The sequence below is a fragment of the Dyella kyungheensis genome (assembly GCF_016905005.1).
Lineage (GTDB): Bacteria > Pseudomonadota > Gammaproteobacteria > Xanthomonadales > Rhodanobacteraceae > Dyella > Dyella kyungheensis.
The window spans coordinates 386,858-400,014 of the sequence record NZ_JADIKC010000003.1 but is presented as its reverse complement, the minus strand read 5'-3'; the positions used below and the strand labels follow the sequence as shown (position 1 = coordinate 400,014).

13 protein-coding genes are annotated in these 13,157 nt (G+C 64.5%); 2 read left to right on the top strand and 11 right to left on the bottom strand.

The window, feature by feature from the left end:
* Window positions 1-64 precede the first annotated feature (64 nt).
* Both ISP20_RS06555 and ISP20_RS06550 read left to right on the top strand, forming a co-directional pair.
* Window positions 65-970: a LysR family transcriptional regulator gene (locus ISP20_RS06555; protein WP_204635259.1), complete on the top strand. Its 906-nt coding sequence runs from the start codon at window positions 65-67 to the stop codon at window positions 968-970.
* A gap of 86 nt (window positions 971-1,056) precedes the next feature.
* Window positions 1,057-1,548, top strand: coding sequence for a nuclear transport factor 2 family protein (locus tag ISP20_RS06550; RefSeq protein WP_204635258.1), 492 nt, complete (start codon window positions 1,057-1,059; stop codon window positions 1,546-1,548).
* A gap of 96 nt (window positions 1,549-1,644) precedes the next feature.
* Here ISP20_RS06550 and ISP20_RS06545 read toward each other — a convergent pair whose 3' ends face one another.
* The 11 genes from ISP20_RS06545 to ISP20_RS06495 form a co-directional block, all read right to left on the bottom strand.
* On the bottom strand, window positions 1,645-2,910 hold the full coding sequence (locus tag ISP20_RS06545) for a glutamate-5-semialdehyde dehydrogenase (protein ID WP_204635257.1): 1,266 nt from the start codon (window positions 2,908-2,910) through the stop codon (window positions 1,645-1,647).
* Window positions 2,907-4,082, bottom strand: a complete 1,176-nt coding sequence (proB, locus tag ISP20_RS06540) for a glutamate 5-kinase (RefSeq protein WP_204635256.1) — start codon at window positions 4,080-4,082, stop codon at window positions 2,907-2,909. The genes ISP20_RS06545 and proB overlap by 4 nt, the downstream gene beginning before the upstream one ends.
* 36 nt (window positions 4,083-4,118) lie before the next feature.
* On the bottom strand, window positions 4,119-5,414 hold the full coding sequence (argH, locus tag ISP20_RS06535) for an argininosuccinate lyase (protein ID WP_204635255.1): 1,296 nt from the start codon (window positions 5,412-5,414) through the stop codon (window positions 4,119-4,121).
* Between the two features lie 13 nt (window positions 5,415-5,427).
* A complete protein-coding gene (gene argC, locus ISP20_RS06530) occupies window positions 5,428-6,381 on the bottom strand; it encodes an N-acetyl-gamma-glutamyl-phosphate reductase (protein WP_204635254.1) in 954 nt (317 codons plus the stop codon).
* A 3-nt stretch (window positions 6,382-6,384) separates the two neighbouring features.
* Window positions 6,385-7,701 carry an acetylglutamate kinase gene (locus ISP20_RS06525; protein WP_204635253.1) on the bottom strand — a complete coding sequence of 439 codons (1,317 nt, stop codon included), beginning with the start codon at window positions 7,699-7,701 and terminating at the stop codon, window positions 6,385-6,387.
* A gap of 6 nt (window positions 7,702-7,707) precedes the next feature.
* A complete protein-coding gene (locus tag ISP20_RS06520; RefSeq protein ID WP_204635252.1) occupies window positions 7,708-8,802 on the bottom strand; it encodes an acetylornithine deacetylase in 1,095 nt (364 codons plus the stop codon).
* 77 nt (window positions 8,803-8,879) lie between these two features.
* Entirely contained in the window at window positions 8,880-10,073 is a 1,194-nt protein-coding gene (locus tag ISP20_RS06515; protein WP_204635251.1) for an argininosuccinate synthase, read from the bottom strand.
* A 41-nt stretch (window positions 10,074-10,114) separates the two neighbouring features.
* On the bottom strand, window positions 10,115-10,594 hold the full coding sequence (locus tag ISP20_RS06510) for an OsmC family protein (protein WP_204635250.1): 480 nt from the start codon (window positions 10,592-10,594) through the stop codon (window positions 10,115-10,117).
* Complete coding sequence (locus ISP20_RS06505; protein WP_204635249.1) at window positions 10,591-11,214, bottom strand: FMN-binding negative transcriptional regulator; 624 nt, start codon at window positions 11,212-11,214, stop codon at window positions 10,591-10,593. The genes ISP20_RS06510 and ISP20_RS06505 overlap by 4 nt, the downstream gene beginning before the upstream one ends.
* 2 nt (window positions 11,215-11,216) lie before the next feature.
* Window positions 11,217-12,224, bottom strand: a complete 1,008-nt coding sequence (locus tag ISP20_RS06500; RefSeq protein WP_204635248.1) for an N-acetylornithine carbamoyltransferase — start codon at window positions 12,222-12,224, stop codon at window positions 11,217-11,219.
* 326 nt (window positions 12,225-12,550) lie between these two features.
* On the bottom strand, window positions 12,551-13,087 hold the full coding sequence (locus ISP20_RS06495; protein ID WP_204635247.1) for a glycine zipper 2TM domain-containing protein: 537 nt from the start codon (window positions 13,085-13,087) through the stop codon (window positions 12,551-12,553).
* Window positions 13,088-13,157 lie beyond the last annotated feature (70 nt).

The window sequence follows — 13,157 nt, the reverse complement described above, 5'->3', positions numbered from 1 at the left end:
TGAAAGTGAATAATCATCATAGTTTTCATGCGTAATTCGCATATCAGACCGGAAGATCCGTATCATGAATACGCGGGATGTCAGGGCTTTCATTGCCGTGGTGGACACGGGTTCCATCGTGCAGGCCGCCGCGCAGCTGCACCTCACCCAGCCCGGCGTGACGCGTCGCGTGCAAAGCCTGGAAGCGCTGCTGGGCGTCGAATTGCTCGACCGCCAATCGAAGCCGCTGCGCCCCACCGCCACGGGACGCGAGATCTACCAGAAGGGCCGCGACCTGCTGCACGCCGAAGCCGACCTGCTGGCACTGGCCCGCAACGACGCCGAGCCCAGCGGTGAATTGCGCCTGGGCATGCCGCCGTTCCTGGCCGAGCGCGGACTGACCACGCCCATCGACCAGCTGCGCTCGCGCTATCCGGGTCTCGCGCTGCGCATCCAGTCAACCTGGTCGCCAGGACTGCTGGAACAGGTCGAAACAGGCTTGCTGGATGCGGCGGCGGTGGTGCTGTCCGAACACTCGCCGCCTCCGGCCCACATGACGGCACACGCGTTCGACCGCCAACCGTTGCGCATCGTGGCCGCACCTTCGCTGGGCCTGCGTGCACGCGCCACGCTCAAGGACCTGGCGGAGTTTCCGTGGGTGCTCAGCCAGAACGGTTGCGGCATGCGCTCCACGCTGCGGCGTGCGCTGGAAGAACGCGGGCTGCCCTGCAACGTGGGCGTGGAAGCGTTCGGGGCGGATCTCCAGCTGTCTCTGGTCGCCCGCGGAGCCGGTGTCGGCATCATCACGCCCGACTTGCTGGCCGCCAGCCGCTTTCGCAATCAGCTCAAGCTCGTCACGGTGACCGACTTCCAGCTCGACATGATCGCCTGGCTCGTTCATCGCCCCCTGCCGCCGCGCCTGGAAGCACCGGTCGGCATGTTCCTGGAGCAACTCAAGGCGGTGATGTCGCAGCGGCCACGCTCGCGTTGAGCATCATCGGCGGCCCTTCGTCCGCGAACGAGTGCGTCGCCGTCGCGAATGCCCCATCATGGATCCATCCACGACAAGGAATGGCCATGCGCAATGCAACGCTCGTCCGACTGGGCTTTCTGATTGCCCTCCCGTTCGCCACCTGCCTGGCACATGCCGAGACACCGGCCGCCATCCCCACCGGCGATGAACTGGCGCGCACGATTGCATCGCTGGATACCAAGGTATTCGACGCCTACAACCACTGCGACCTGAAGACCTTTGGCGAATACTTCAGTACCGACGTCGAGTTCTATCACGACAAGGGCGGGCTGATGACTTCACGCGATGCCGTGGTGGACGCCACGCGCCGCAACATCTGCCACAAGGTGCGCCGCGAACTGGTGGGCAGCATCGAGGTGTATCCGATCAAGGATTACGGCGCCATCGAGATCGGCACGCACAAGTTCTGCCAGATCGATACTGGCAAGTGCGAAGGCACGGGCAAGTTCTTCCATGTCTGGCGTTACCAGAACGGCCATTGGCAGATGACGCGCGTGATGAGCTACGACCATCAGCCCATCCCACCCCCCAAGTAAACCGACATCCCTGTGGGAGCGCACCCTGTGCGCGACTGGGGAACCGAAACGCTTTCGGTCTCCCTGTCGCGCACAGGGTGTGCTCCCACAGAGTAATCAGGTAAAGCGACTCTCGGGGTGGCGCACCTGGCCTTCCCCCCGCACCACGAATCGCTCGATGGTGAGCGACTCCGCTCCCATCGGCCCGTACGCATGCAGGCGGGTGGTGGAAATACCGATCTCCGCGCCCAATCCCAGCTGCCCACCATCGGAAAATCGCGAGGACGCATTGACCATCACCACCGCCGACCGCAACGACTGCACGAATCGCTGCGCTGCCGAGTGATCGTTGGTGGCAATCACTTCGGTGTGATCCGAGCCATAGCGACGGATATGCGCAATGGCTTGTTCGACGCTATCGACCACGCTGATGGCGATGACCAGGTCCAGGAACTCGGCGGCGTAATCGTCTTCCGTAGCGAGGCGAGCCTCAGGCACCAGCGCCCGTGTTGCCTCGTCGCCACACAGCACCACACCACGCTCGATCAACGCTGCGGCGGCACGCGGCAGGAAAACCGATGCGACATCGCGGTGCACCAGCAGCGTTTCCAACGCATTGCATACGCCCGGGCGGGACGTCTTGCCATCGACCAGCAGATTCAGCGCCACGGCCAGATCGGCAGAACGATCCACGTACAGGTGACACACGCCCTTGTAGTGCTTGATCACCGGCACGCGCGCGTGTTCGGTCACGAACCGGATCAACCCTTCGCCACCACGCGGAATGGCCAGGTCGATGATGTCGCTCAATTGCAGCAAGGCCAGCATGGTCTCGCGGCGCAGATCCTCGACCAGGGTGACGGCCGCCTCGGGCAGCCCGTGCGCGCGCAGTGCCTCATGCAGCGCAGCCGCAATCGCCCGGTTGGAATGAATGGCCTCCGAGCCGCCGCGCAACATCACCGCATTGCCCGCCATCAGGCATAGCGCCGCGGCGTCGGCCGTCACGTTGGGGCGTGCCTCGTAGATCATCGCCACGACGCCAAGCGGGATCCGCACACGCTCCACCACGATGCCATTGGCCAGCGTCTCGCGCCGCGTGACCATGCCCACGGGATCGGGCAGCGCCGCCACCTCGCGCACTGCCTGGGCAATGCCGGCGATGCGCGCCTCATCCAGCCGCAGGCGATCCAGCATGGCACCCTGCAGGCCCTTGTTCCTGGCTTCCTGCATATCCCGTTCATTCGCGGCGAGTACCTCGCGAACGCGATGGTGCAAAGCGTCGGCCATGCCATGGAGCAGCGCGCGCTTGGACGGCGTATCGAGCGCGGCCAGCAACGGCCCCGCATCGCGGCAGGCCAGCGCCAAGGTGCGGATCTCGCTCATGTCTCGATATCTCCGGCGGTCTCGAAGCCCGCCATGCTGGCGAGATCGTCGCGATGCACGATCTCTGCGCCGTAGCTGTAACCCAGCACCGCGTCGATGTCGCGGCTATGACGTCCGGCCAACCGCTTCACTTCGCCGGCGCCGTACTGGGTGAGTCCGCGCGCCACGGGACGGCCCGATGCCTCGACGATCTCCACCAGGTCGCCCCGATGGAATTCGCCACTCGCATCCAGTACGCCGCCGGGCAGCAACGAGGCCTTGCCGCCAGCCAGCGCGCGCACCGCCCCGTCATCCACCCGGATATGTCCCGCTGCTGCCGGAGCGTGACGCAGCCAATACTTGCGCGCCTGCATGCGCGTACGGCCGGCCGCGAAGAAGGTGCCGCGCAGCTGGCCTTGCCCGAGGGCAACGACGGTGCTGCTGTCCCTGCCACTGAACAATGCGGTGGGAATGCCCGCTGCAGCGGCCTTGGATGCCGCTTCCAGCTTGGTGCGCATGCCGCCGGTGCCCACCTCGCTGCCGCTACCGCCCGCCATGGCCAGCACCTCGGCGGTCAACGATTCCACCCGGTCCAGCGGAATGGCGTTCGGATCGCGGCGCGGATCGGCGGTATAGAGGGCATCGATGTCGGAAGCGATCAGCAGCAGATCCGCGTCGACCAGGGCGGCCACGATGGCGGCAAGATTGTCGTTGTCGCCAAGCTTCAACTCGTCGACCGCCACGGTGTCGTTCTCGTTCACCACCGGCAACACGCCCAGGCTCAGCAGCTCGCGCAACGTGGCGCGCGCGTTGAGGTAACGGCGGCGATGGCGCAGGTCGTCGTGAGTCAGCAGCACCTGCGCCACGGGGCGAGGACTCAGCGACTGCCATAGCGCGATCATCGGCGCCTGACCCAACGCAGCCAGTGCCTGTCGCGCGGCAAGATCGCCACTGGCGGGCGCATGGGCGCGCAACTGCGCACGCCCCGCGGCCACCGCACCGGACGATACCAGCACGACTTCCCGACCGGCCGCGTGACTGGCCTGGATAAACTCGGCCAACGCCGTCGCATACCGCGGTGTCAGGCCGCCGCCGTCGGCCGCCAGCAGATTGCTGCCGACCTTCAGCACCGCACGTCGCCAGGAAGGCAGCGCCTGCACGGGAATCACGTACGAGCGCTGCGCTTCGGTCATGGACGGGCGTCGCCTCCGCAGTGATGGCTCATTCGATCAGCCGTCCAGACGGCCGAGTCGGTCGCGCAATACATCCAGGCGAAGATCGTTGCCCGAACCCGGCGAGACGCGCGCTGCCAGACTGCCCTCGGGAGTGCGCCCCTCGCCCGCCGATGCCGCGGCGTCTGCCGCCGCGCGGTACGCATCGCGGAACGGCACGCCGGCCGCCGCCTGCTCGATGGCCACGTCGGTGGCGTACATCGCCGGCTCGATGGCCGCCCGCATGGCCGGCTCGTTCCATTCCATCCGCGCCAGCAGGTCGGGCACCAGCTCCAGCGCGGCCAGGCCATGACGGCAGCCATGGAACAGCGAACCCTTGGAGAACTGCAGGTCGCGCTGATAGCCCGACGGCAGCGACAGCAACTGCTCGATCTCGGTGCGTGCGGCTGCCACGCTGGCGTAGCTGGCGCGCAGCAGCTCGACCACGTCCGGGTTGCGCTTGTTCGGCATGATCGAGCTGCCGGTGGTGTATTCCGACGGCAGCTTCACGAAGTTGAATTCCGCCGTGGTGAACAGCGACAGATCCCACGCCATGCGGCGGACATCCAGCAGCGCACCCGCAATCGCTTCCAGCACGGCCATTTCGAACTTGCCGCGCGAGAGCTGGGCATAGATCGGCGACACCTGCATGCGGGCAAAACCCAGCGCCTGCGTGGTGTGCTCACGATCCAGCTTGAGATTCACGCCGTAGCCCGCTGCCGTGCCCAGCGGGTTGGCGTCGATCAACAACGCGGTTTGCTGCGCGCGCAGGGCGTTGTCGATGAAGCCTTCGGCAAAACCGGCGAACCACATGCCGGTCGAGGACACCACGGCGCGCTGGAGATGCGTATAGCCGGGTAGTGGCACCGCGGGCTGCGACGCACGATCGAGGCATACCTGGGCGATGGCGCGGCAGTGCTGCTCCAGCGCGGCCAGCTGCTCCTTCAGCCACAGGCGTGTGGCCACCAGGATCTGGTCGTTGCGGCTGCGACCCGTGTGTACGCGGCGGCCCGCGTCGCCCAGCCGCTCCGTCAGGCGTGCCTCGATGGCCGAATGCCCGTCTTCGTAACGGTCGTCCAGCACGAAACGGCCACTGCGGAAATCGTCGGCCAGCGCGTCGAGTTCGCGCTTGAGCGCATCGGCCTCGTCGGCGCTGACCACGCCGATATTGGCCAGTCCTTCCACGTGCGCCTTGCTGGCGGTGATGTCGTGCAAGAAGAACTCGCGATCCAGCAACACATCGTCGCCGGCCAGGAACGCCATGATGCGGGCGTCTATCTTGATATTGGATTTCTGCCAGAGGGGCTGGGTCATGTGAGGTTCGCCTTTAAACCGGAATCGCCGTGTATTCGTCCACGCCGATCGCGCGGTTGATGTTCTGCATGGCCTGCGTCGCGGCCCCCTTCAACAGGTTGTCCAACGTCGCCACCACCACCACGCGCTTGCCGTCGTTGGACACCGCGAAACCGCCGATATCCACGTGGTGCTTGTTGGCGATCTGGCTGACCCACGGGGCCTCGTCCACCACATGCACCAGTTTCTCGCCTTCGTACGCGGCGTTGAAACGCTGGACGATCTCCTCGCGCTTCATCGGGCGCGCCAGGTAAAGATTGGTTGTGACGGTAAGGCCGCGGAAATGCGGTGCCACGTGCGGCATGAATTCCACCGGCACGTTGAGATGGCGGCTCGCCTCCTTCTCGTGCATATGGCCGGTGAGCGAATACGGCATCAGGTTGTCGCGCAGCTTGTCCGGATTGTTCTTGTCCGACGGCGTGGTGCCCGCGCCGGAGTAGCCGGATACACCGAAACTCACCGGCGGTGCTGCCAGCAGATCCTTCAGCGGCGCGACGGACAGCTGGATGGCCGTGGCATAGCAGCCCGGGTTGCTGATGCGCTTCTCGCCGCGCCACCGTTGGCGGGTCAGCTCCGGCAGGCCGTAGTACCACTTCTCGTTGAGGCGATAGTCGGCCGAGAGGTCGAGAATCAAGGTGTCGGGCCTGGCCTTGTCGATGGCCTCGACATAAGGCTCGGCCTTGCCGTTTGGCAGCGCCAGCACCACCACGTCGGCGCCCTGCGCCGCCACGGCCTCGGGGTCGAGATTGGCGTAGCGCAGATCGCCCTTGAAGCCCTCGACGTGATCAGCCACGCGCTGGCCGTCCAGCTCGCGCGAGGACACGAACGCCAGCTCGAGCGACGGATGGGCCGCCACCAGGCGGATCAGTTCGGCGCCGGTATGGCCGCGTGCGCCCACGATGCCAATGCGATGTTGAGGCGTGCTCATAGGTCAGTCCACCAGGGTCGGCAGGCGCTGCGCGCAATGCGCCACGCAGCGGGCGATCGTGTCGAAATCTTCCAGGCCGTACCAGAACACTTTCCAGCGCGGCTGCTTGAGGCAACCATCCGATTCGGCGTAATAGAAATGATTCACCGCGTTGCCGTGGCGCGAACGCCAGAACAGCTGCGGATTCTCATCGCGCATCACCTGCCACACGGCGCGGCCCAGGCCTTCGCCCTGTGCATCGTCGAGCACGGCGAACTTGTCCAGGTACGGCAGGCCTTCTTCCATGGTGAGGATCATCGCGGTGCGATAATTCTCGCTCACGTAGACGCGGAACGGCCGCGTGCGCTCGAAATAGTCGGGCACCAGCGTGCGGCCGAAGCTCGATTCGATCAGCTCGCGCATGCGCGCAAGATCGATGCCCTCCCACGAATCGAAGCGCTTCACCTTTTCGCCGCGACGCACCAGCGTGCCCGAGCCCTTGTGCGTGAACAGCTCCTTGGCCAGCTCGGACGGCTTGGTGATGGACACCGACGAGGTCAGCGGCAGATCGTTCAGCAGATCAGCGATCTGCTCGATCTTCAGGCGCATCCCGCCGTTGATCCACGGCTGCGCCATCAGGTGGTCGAACTCGGTGCTGAGGTTGATCGAGTCGATGATGTTGCCCTGATCGTCCAGCAGCCCTCCCGTGCCGGTGAGAAACACGATCTTGTACGGCTGCAGCACGCGCACCAGTTCATTGGCAGCGAAGTCGGCGTTGACGTTGAGGATCTGGCCCTCCTCCGTTTCGCCGAGACTCGCGATCACCGGGATGGAGCCGGCACGCAGGCTCGCCTCGATCGGTGCCAGGTTGATATGGCTGACCTTGCCGACCAGGCCGTAGGTATCGCGATCGATATAGCTGGCCGTGAACACGCCCGACGACACCGAGGTGGCGCGCGTATCCATGGTCTGCAGCGCTTCCACCAGGCGCAGGTTCTGCTCCTGGAACACCTTGCGCACGATCGACAACGCCCTGGGCGTCGTGACGCGCAGGCCGTTCACGGTGTGCTTCTCGATGCCCGCGGCCGACAGCTCTTCGTCCAATTGCGGACCGGCCCCATGCAGCACGATCGGCGTCAGGCCCACCTGCTGCAGGAAGGTGAGCGACGAGGTAAGCGCAGGTAGATCGTCGCGCAGCACCGCGCCACCGACCTTCACCACGGCGAAGCGCTTGGCGTCCAATTGCGAAAAACGCTTGAGGTACTGCTGGATCTCCTTCGCGCTACCCATGCTCGAAAGCAGGCGGACGATGGTTTTCCGGGTGTGCTTGTGGGCTTCCACTAGGTCTTAGCTCTTATCGATGATGCGGTAGATGGTTTCGGCGTAATGCTGCAATTGATCGAGCGCGACCCACTCGTCGGCGGTATGCGCCTGCGCGATATCGCCAGGACCGTAGACAAAGCTGATGTAGCCCGCGGCAGAGAACAGCGCCGCCTCGGTCCAGAAGTCCACGGCGTTGCCGATCGGGATGTTCAACTCATCGGCCAGATCGCGCGCTGCCAGGCGACGCGCTTCAGCCGTGGCCGTGTCGCCCGCCGGCAGTGAGTCGCCACGGAACAGTTCCTCGAATTCCACCGGCTGCGGTTCCACCAGCGTGCGGAAGGTGTGCAGCAGCTGCTCGGGCGCCATGGTCGGCAACGGACGGAAGCCGAAACGCACATCGGCGGATGGCGCGATCATGTTCGCCTTGATGCCGCCATCGACCCGACCGATGTTGAAGCGCAATCCGGTGAGGCCACCGAAGCGCTCATGCACCTGCTTTTCCACGTAATCGAGCGCCGCAGCGCCCCAGCGCACCGCCTGGTGTACCGCGCTGTCGCTGGGCTTCTGCTCACCCGAGGCATGGCCGGCACTGCCCTTGAAGCGCATCTGCACCGAATGGATGCCGCGATGCGCCAGCACGGCTTCGCCCTTGGTCGGCTCGGCCACGATGATGGCGTCGTAGGCTGGCTTGTCCTTGAGGAAGCCGGCGATGCAACGCGGATCGTTCGCTTCTTCGTCGGTGGACAACAGCAAGGCCATATCGCCGCTGGTGACGTTCGCCACGGCAACGAGCGCAGCGGCAGCACCCTTGATGTCGCAAGCACCCAGACCGATCGCCCGGTCTTCGGTCACACGCAGCTCATGCGGGCTCGCCGTCCAATGTGGCGAATCGGGCACGGTATCGAGGTGCACGTTGAACAGCACCTTCGGCTTGCCGCGCACGGCGTACAGGGTGACAGCGCCCGCGCCGTAGTCGGTCACCGAAACGTCGAAGCCCGGCAGGTTGTCCCGCAGATAGTCGAAAATGCCGCCCGTACCGATCTCGCGCGGCGGATTGCGCGTGTCGTAGCCGATCAGCGCGCGAAGATGTCGAAGGGTGTCGTCCAGTAGTGCGCTCATGCGATCCGTCTGGTGGTGTCTGGAATGTCACGACGAAACCGTCGCCCCGGCGCATGCCGGGGCAACGTGTCGCACGATCAGCTGCGGTTGATTTCAGCCCACAGCGTGCTGCTCATGCCGAACAGCTTGATGAAGCCCTCGGCTTCCTCCACGCCCCAGTCCGCCGACTGCGCATAGGTCGCGCCCTTGGCGTTGAGGATGTGCGGCGAGCGCACTTCCACCGCCGTCACCTGCGCGCCGGAGGTTTCCAGCACCACCTCGCCATTGACCTGGCTCTGGCTGGACGCCAGGAACGCTTCCAGATCGGTCTTGATCGGATCGTGGAAGAACCCCTCGTACACCACTTCCACCCACTTGCGCGCCACCTCGGGCTTGAAGCGGTTCTGCTGCTTGGTCAGCACCGCCTCTTCCAGCGCGCGGTGCGCGGCGAGCAGCGAAATCAGGCCCGGCGCTTCGTACACGATGCGACCCTTGAGGCCGATGGTGGTGTCGCCGGTATACATGCCGCGGCCCACACCGTACGGCGCGAACAGTTCGTTGAGCTTGGCCAGCAGCTTGTCGCCTGGCAGCTTCGCGCCATTGAGCGATACCGCCTCGCCCTTCTCGAAGCCAAGCGTGACGGTCAGCTTTTCGGACGGCCATTCGGCGCGCGGCTTGCACCAGCCGCGGGCGCCTTCGCCCGGCGTCTTCCAATGGTCGATCTCGCCGCCGGACAGCGTCACGCCCAGCAGGTTCTCGTTGATGGTGTAGCTCTTCTGCTTGGCGCGCACGTCGAAGCCACGCTCTTCCAGGTAAGCCTGCTCGTAGGCACGCGTCTGCGTGTGTTCCTTCTGGATCTCGCGGATCGGCGCCACGATCTGGTAATCGCCCAGTGCCTTCACAGCCAGATCAAAGCGGACCTGGTCATTGCCCATGCCGGTGCAACCGTGCGCAATCGCCTTGGTACCCAGTTCCTTTGCGCGCGCAATGGCCGCGTCCACGATCAGATAACGGTCGGACACCAGCAGCGGATACTGGCCTTGGTAGGCCTCGCCCGCCTGCACGAACGGCTTGACGAAACCGTTCCAGATCGCCGGACCGCCGTCGACGGTGACATGGCTCGCCACGCCCAGTTCCTTCGCGCGCTGTTCGATATAGGCGCGCTCCTCGGCGTCCACGCCGCCGGTATCGGCGAACACGGTATGCACAGCCCAGCCGCGCTCCTTCAGATAAGGCACGCAGAAGCTGGTGTCGAGGCCACCGGAGAAGGCGAGAACGATGTCTTTGCTCATGACTTGCGGATCCTGGAATGGAAGGCTAAACGGATAAATAGTTACTTGGATTCAACCACGATGCGCGGTTCGACACGCACCGGAAAGTTCACGGAATTGGCAATGAAACAGCCATGGTGCGCCGCGTCGTGCGCCGCCTCGGCCTTGGCCGGATCGCTGTCTGCGGTGATGGTCACCACCGGATGCAGCACCACTTCGGTGAAGTGGCCGCCATGCGTATCGGTTTCCATGCTGCCTTCGGCGCTGTCCGTATAGGCGGTGACGACCACGCCGGCCAGCACCGCCTGATGCAGGTACGACAGCATGTGGCAGGTGGACAGCGCCGTGACCAGCATGTCTTCCGGGTTGTACCTGCTGGCATCGCCGCGAAACATCGGATCGGAAGAGCCTTCAATGGTCGGCTTACCCTCGATGCGGATCTCGTGACCCCGTCCATAACCCTGATAGGTCTTGGTGCCGGTGCCCTGATTCCCCGTCCAGGTCACGTCGACCTTGTAGTGATGCTGATGCGTATGGCTCATGAGCTGCCCTCTTCCTGTTTCGACATGAGATCGGCCAGCTCCGCATCGCCACGACCGGCGCGCTTCCCCAGGCCGGCGACGACACCCGCGCGATTCGCGGCAGGATGGTTCTGGTTCAACTTGAACTTGCCTTCGATGCGATCGATGGAAATTTCCAGCCCGGAGATGGCGCGCAGCATCTTCTCGATGTGATCTTCCGGCGCATCGGAGACATGCCAGGGCACCGGAAGACCGGCTTCATGGCGATCCGTGAGACGCTCCAGCAACTGGCGCAGCCAAGTAGCGTCGTCGATCACACGCAGGCGGCCGTGCACATGCACCACGGCGTAGTTCCAGGTGGGCACCTCGCGATGCGTTTCCTGCTTGCTCGGATACCAGTTGGGACTGATATAGCCATCCGGACCGCGAAAGATCACCAGCACCTCGGCGCCGTCCATGCGCGACAGTTCATTACCGCGCGCAACATGGCCGTGAAGCTTTCCGTCTACCAGTTCGATGGGGAGATGATTGGCAGCCAGCCCTCCCGCGCCCTGCACCACCACGGTGGCGAACGGATACGCACGCATCAGCGCGTGCAGCTTTTCGCTGTCCGTTTCCATGAAGTGCGCAGGCTGGTACATGATCAGCGCTGGCCGATCAGCGACGCCATCACCGCCTTCTGCACATGCAGGCGGTTCTCGGCTTCGTCGATGGCGATGCAGGCGGCCGAATCCATCACCGCGTCGGTGGCCTTCACGTTGCGGCGAAGCGGCAGGCAATGGCTGAACAGGCCGTTGTTGGTCAGCGCCATCTTCGCTTCGTCCACGATGAAGTGCCTGTTAGCCTCGCGAGTGGGCTTTTCCTGATCCCAGCGACCGAAGAACGGCAGCGCGCCCCAGCTCTTGGCGTAGACCACGTCGGCGCCGCGATAGGCGTCCTCGATGTCGTGGCTCACCTTGAGCGAACCGCCGTTCTCCTTCGCGTTCTGGTAGCCAAACTCCATGTAGCGCTCGTCCAGCACATAGTCGGGCGTCGGGCACAACAGGGTCACGTCCATGCCCATCTTGGTGGCGATCAGCAGCGCGGAGTTCGCCACGGCCGTGTTGAGCGGCTTGGGATGGTAAGTCCAGGTCAGTACGTACTTCTTGTTCTGCAGGTTGCCCAGGTGTTCCTTCAGCGCCATCGCGTGCGCCAGCTCCTGGCAGGGATGGGTGATGGTTTCCATATTGATCACTGGCACCGTGGCGTACTTGGCGAAGGCCTTGATCACGTTGTCCTGGCGATCCACCTGCCAGTCCTGGAACTTCGGGAAGGCGCGCACGGCGATCAGGTCGACGTAGCGCGACAGCACGCGCGCCACTTCGGCGATGTGCTCTTCGGTATCGCCGTCCATCACCGTGCCCACCTCGAACTCGATCGGCCACGCGTCCTTGCCCGGCGCCAGCACGATGGCGTGGCCGCCCATATGGAAGGCGCCCAGCTCGAAGCTGGTGCGCGTGCGCATCGAGGGGTTGAAGAACATCAGCGCCACCGACTTGCCAGCCAGCTGCTGTCCGCGCGGGGAGCGCTTGAAAGCGGCGGCCTGCTCGAGCAGCGCGTCGATCTCGGCGCGGCTGTAATCCTGGGTGGTCAGAAAGTGGCGAAGCGTCATGATGGAAGTTGCCCTTGTCGAATCGTCGGAATCCAGAAACAAAAAAACCCGGCTGCTAGCCGGGTTTTATCGTCGATACACGTGAAACGCGTGCGACAGCCTACCCGGCCAGAAAGCGGCACAGCGGTCGGCGAGCACGCGACGTCATCCCAGCGGCCATGCGGGCGCTAGTGAGGACATTGGCGGTATAGACGGCTGCGGACATGGAAGTTCCGGGAGGTTGAAAGTCAATCATGACGGGATTTTCGCTGCCATGCAACAAGGAACGATCCAAACAATGGCCTGGATAGCAGATCGCCGCCCGAAGGCGGCGATCTGCTGCAATCTCAGTCGGCGGGAGAAACACTCACCCGCACGCGCAAGCGTTCGCCGGGATCGTAGTTGAGGCGCGACAGGTACACCTCGCCCCGATAACGGTATTCCACGTCGTAACCCATGATGCGGCGCTGCTCGCTCACCGCCGCCACCTGGCGGCAATGCGTTTCGGTGGTTTCATATTCGCCGCTGCCCGACTGGGTGGCGCTGTTGCCCACCGCGCCGCCGGCGACCGCGCCGGCCACCGTGGCCGCGGTGCGGCCATTGCCGTGACCCACGGTGCTGCCCAGCACGCCGCCCACCACGGCCCCCAGGATGGTGCCGGCCGCCGAGCCCTGGCTGGGCGCCTGGCGCACCACCTGTTGGTCGTAGCATTCCTGGCGCGGCACTTCGGTACGTGCCACGCCATACACGGGATCGACGCGCAGCACATCCGCCCATCCATAATGGGTGTTGTCGTCGTTCTGATTTTGGTAGCGCGCATCCTGCGCAAACACGCCGGTGGTCATCACAGACAGCACCAGCGCAGCGAACAACCACTTGGTCATTACGACCTCCGCAGGGACAAGTCCGGCGCATCTCTGCCCCAGATAGCATCCATTGCAACAAATTCACACT

What these genes read in the sequence shown, in the direction of transcription:
- ISP20_RS06555 (WP_204635259.1), top strand. Translation starts at nt 65, where the DNA reads ATGAATACGCGGGATGTCAGGGCTTTCATTGCCGTGGTGGACACGGGT.
- ISP20_RS06510 (WP_204635250.1), bottom strand. Translation starts at nt 10,594, where the DNA reads ATGAGCCATACGCATCAGCATCACTACAAGGTCGACGTGACCTGGACG.
- ISP20_RS06550 (WP_204635258.1), top strand. Translation starts at nt 1,057, where the DNA reads ATGCGCAATGCAACGCTCGTCCGACTGGGCTTTCTGATTGCCCTCCCG.
- argH (WP_204635255.1), bottom strand. Translation starts at nt 5,414, where the DNA reads ATGACCCAGCCCCTCTGGCAGAAATCCAATATCAAGATAGACGCCCGC.
- ISP20_RS06505 (WP_204635249.1), bottom strand. Translation starts at nt 11,214, where the DNA reads ATGTACCAGCCTGCGCACTTCATGGAAACGGACAGCGAAAAGCTGCAC.
- ISP20_RS06495 (WP_204635247.1), bottom strand. Translation starts at nt 13,087, where the DNA reads ATGACCAAGTGGTTGTTCGCTGCGCTGGTGCTGTCTGTGATGACCACC.
- argC (WP_204635254.1), bottom strand. Translation starts at nt 6,381, where the DNA reads ATGAGCACGCCTCAACATCGCATTGGCATCGTGGGCGCACGCGGCCAT.
- ISP20_RS06515 (WP_204635251.1), bottom strand. Translation starts at nt 10,073, where the DNA reads ATGAGCAAAGACATCGTTCTCGCCTTCTCCGGTGGCCTCGACACCAGC.
- ISP20_RS06545 (WP_204635257.1), bottom strand. Translation starts at nt 2,910, where the DNA reads ATGAGCGAGATCCGCACCTTGGCGCTGGCCTGCCGCGATGCGGGGCCG.
- ISP20_RS06500 (WP_204635248.1), bottom strand. Translation starts at nt 12,224, where the DNA reads ATGACGCTTCGCCACTTTCTGACCACCCAGGATTACAGCCGCGCCGAG.
- proB (WP_204635256.1), bottom strand. Translation starts at nt 4,082, where the DNA reads ATGACCGAAGCGCAGCGCTCGTACGTGATTCCCGTGCAGGCGCTGCCT.
- ISP20_RS06520 (WP_204635252.1), bottom strand. Translation starts at nt 8,802, where the DNA reads ATGAGCGCACTACTGGACGACACCCTTCGACATCTTCGCGCGCTGATC.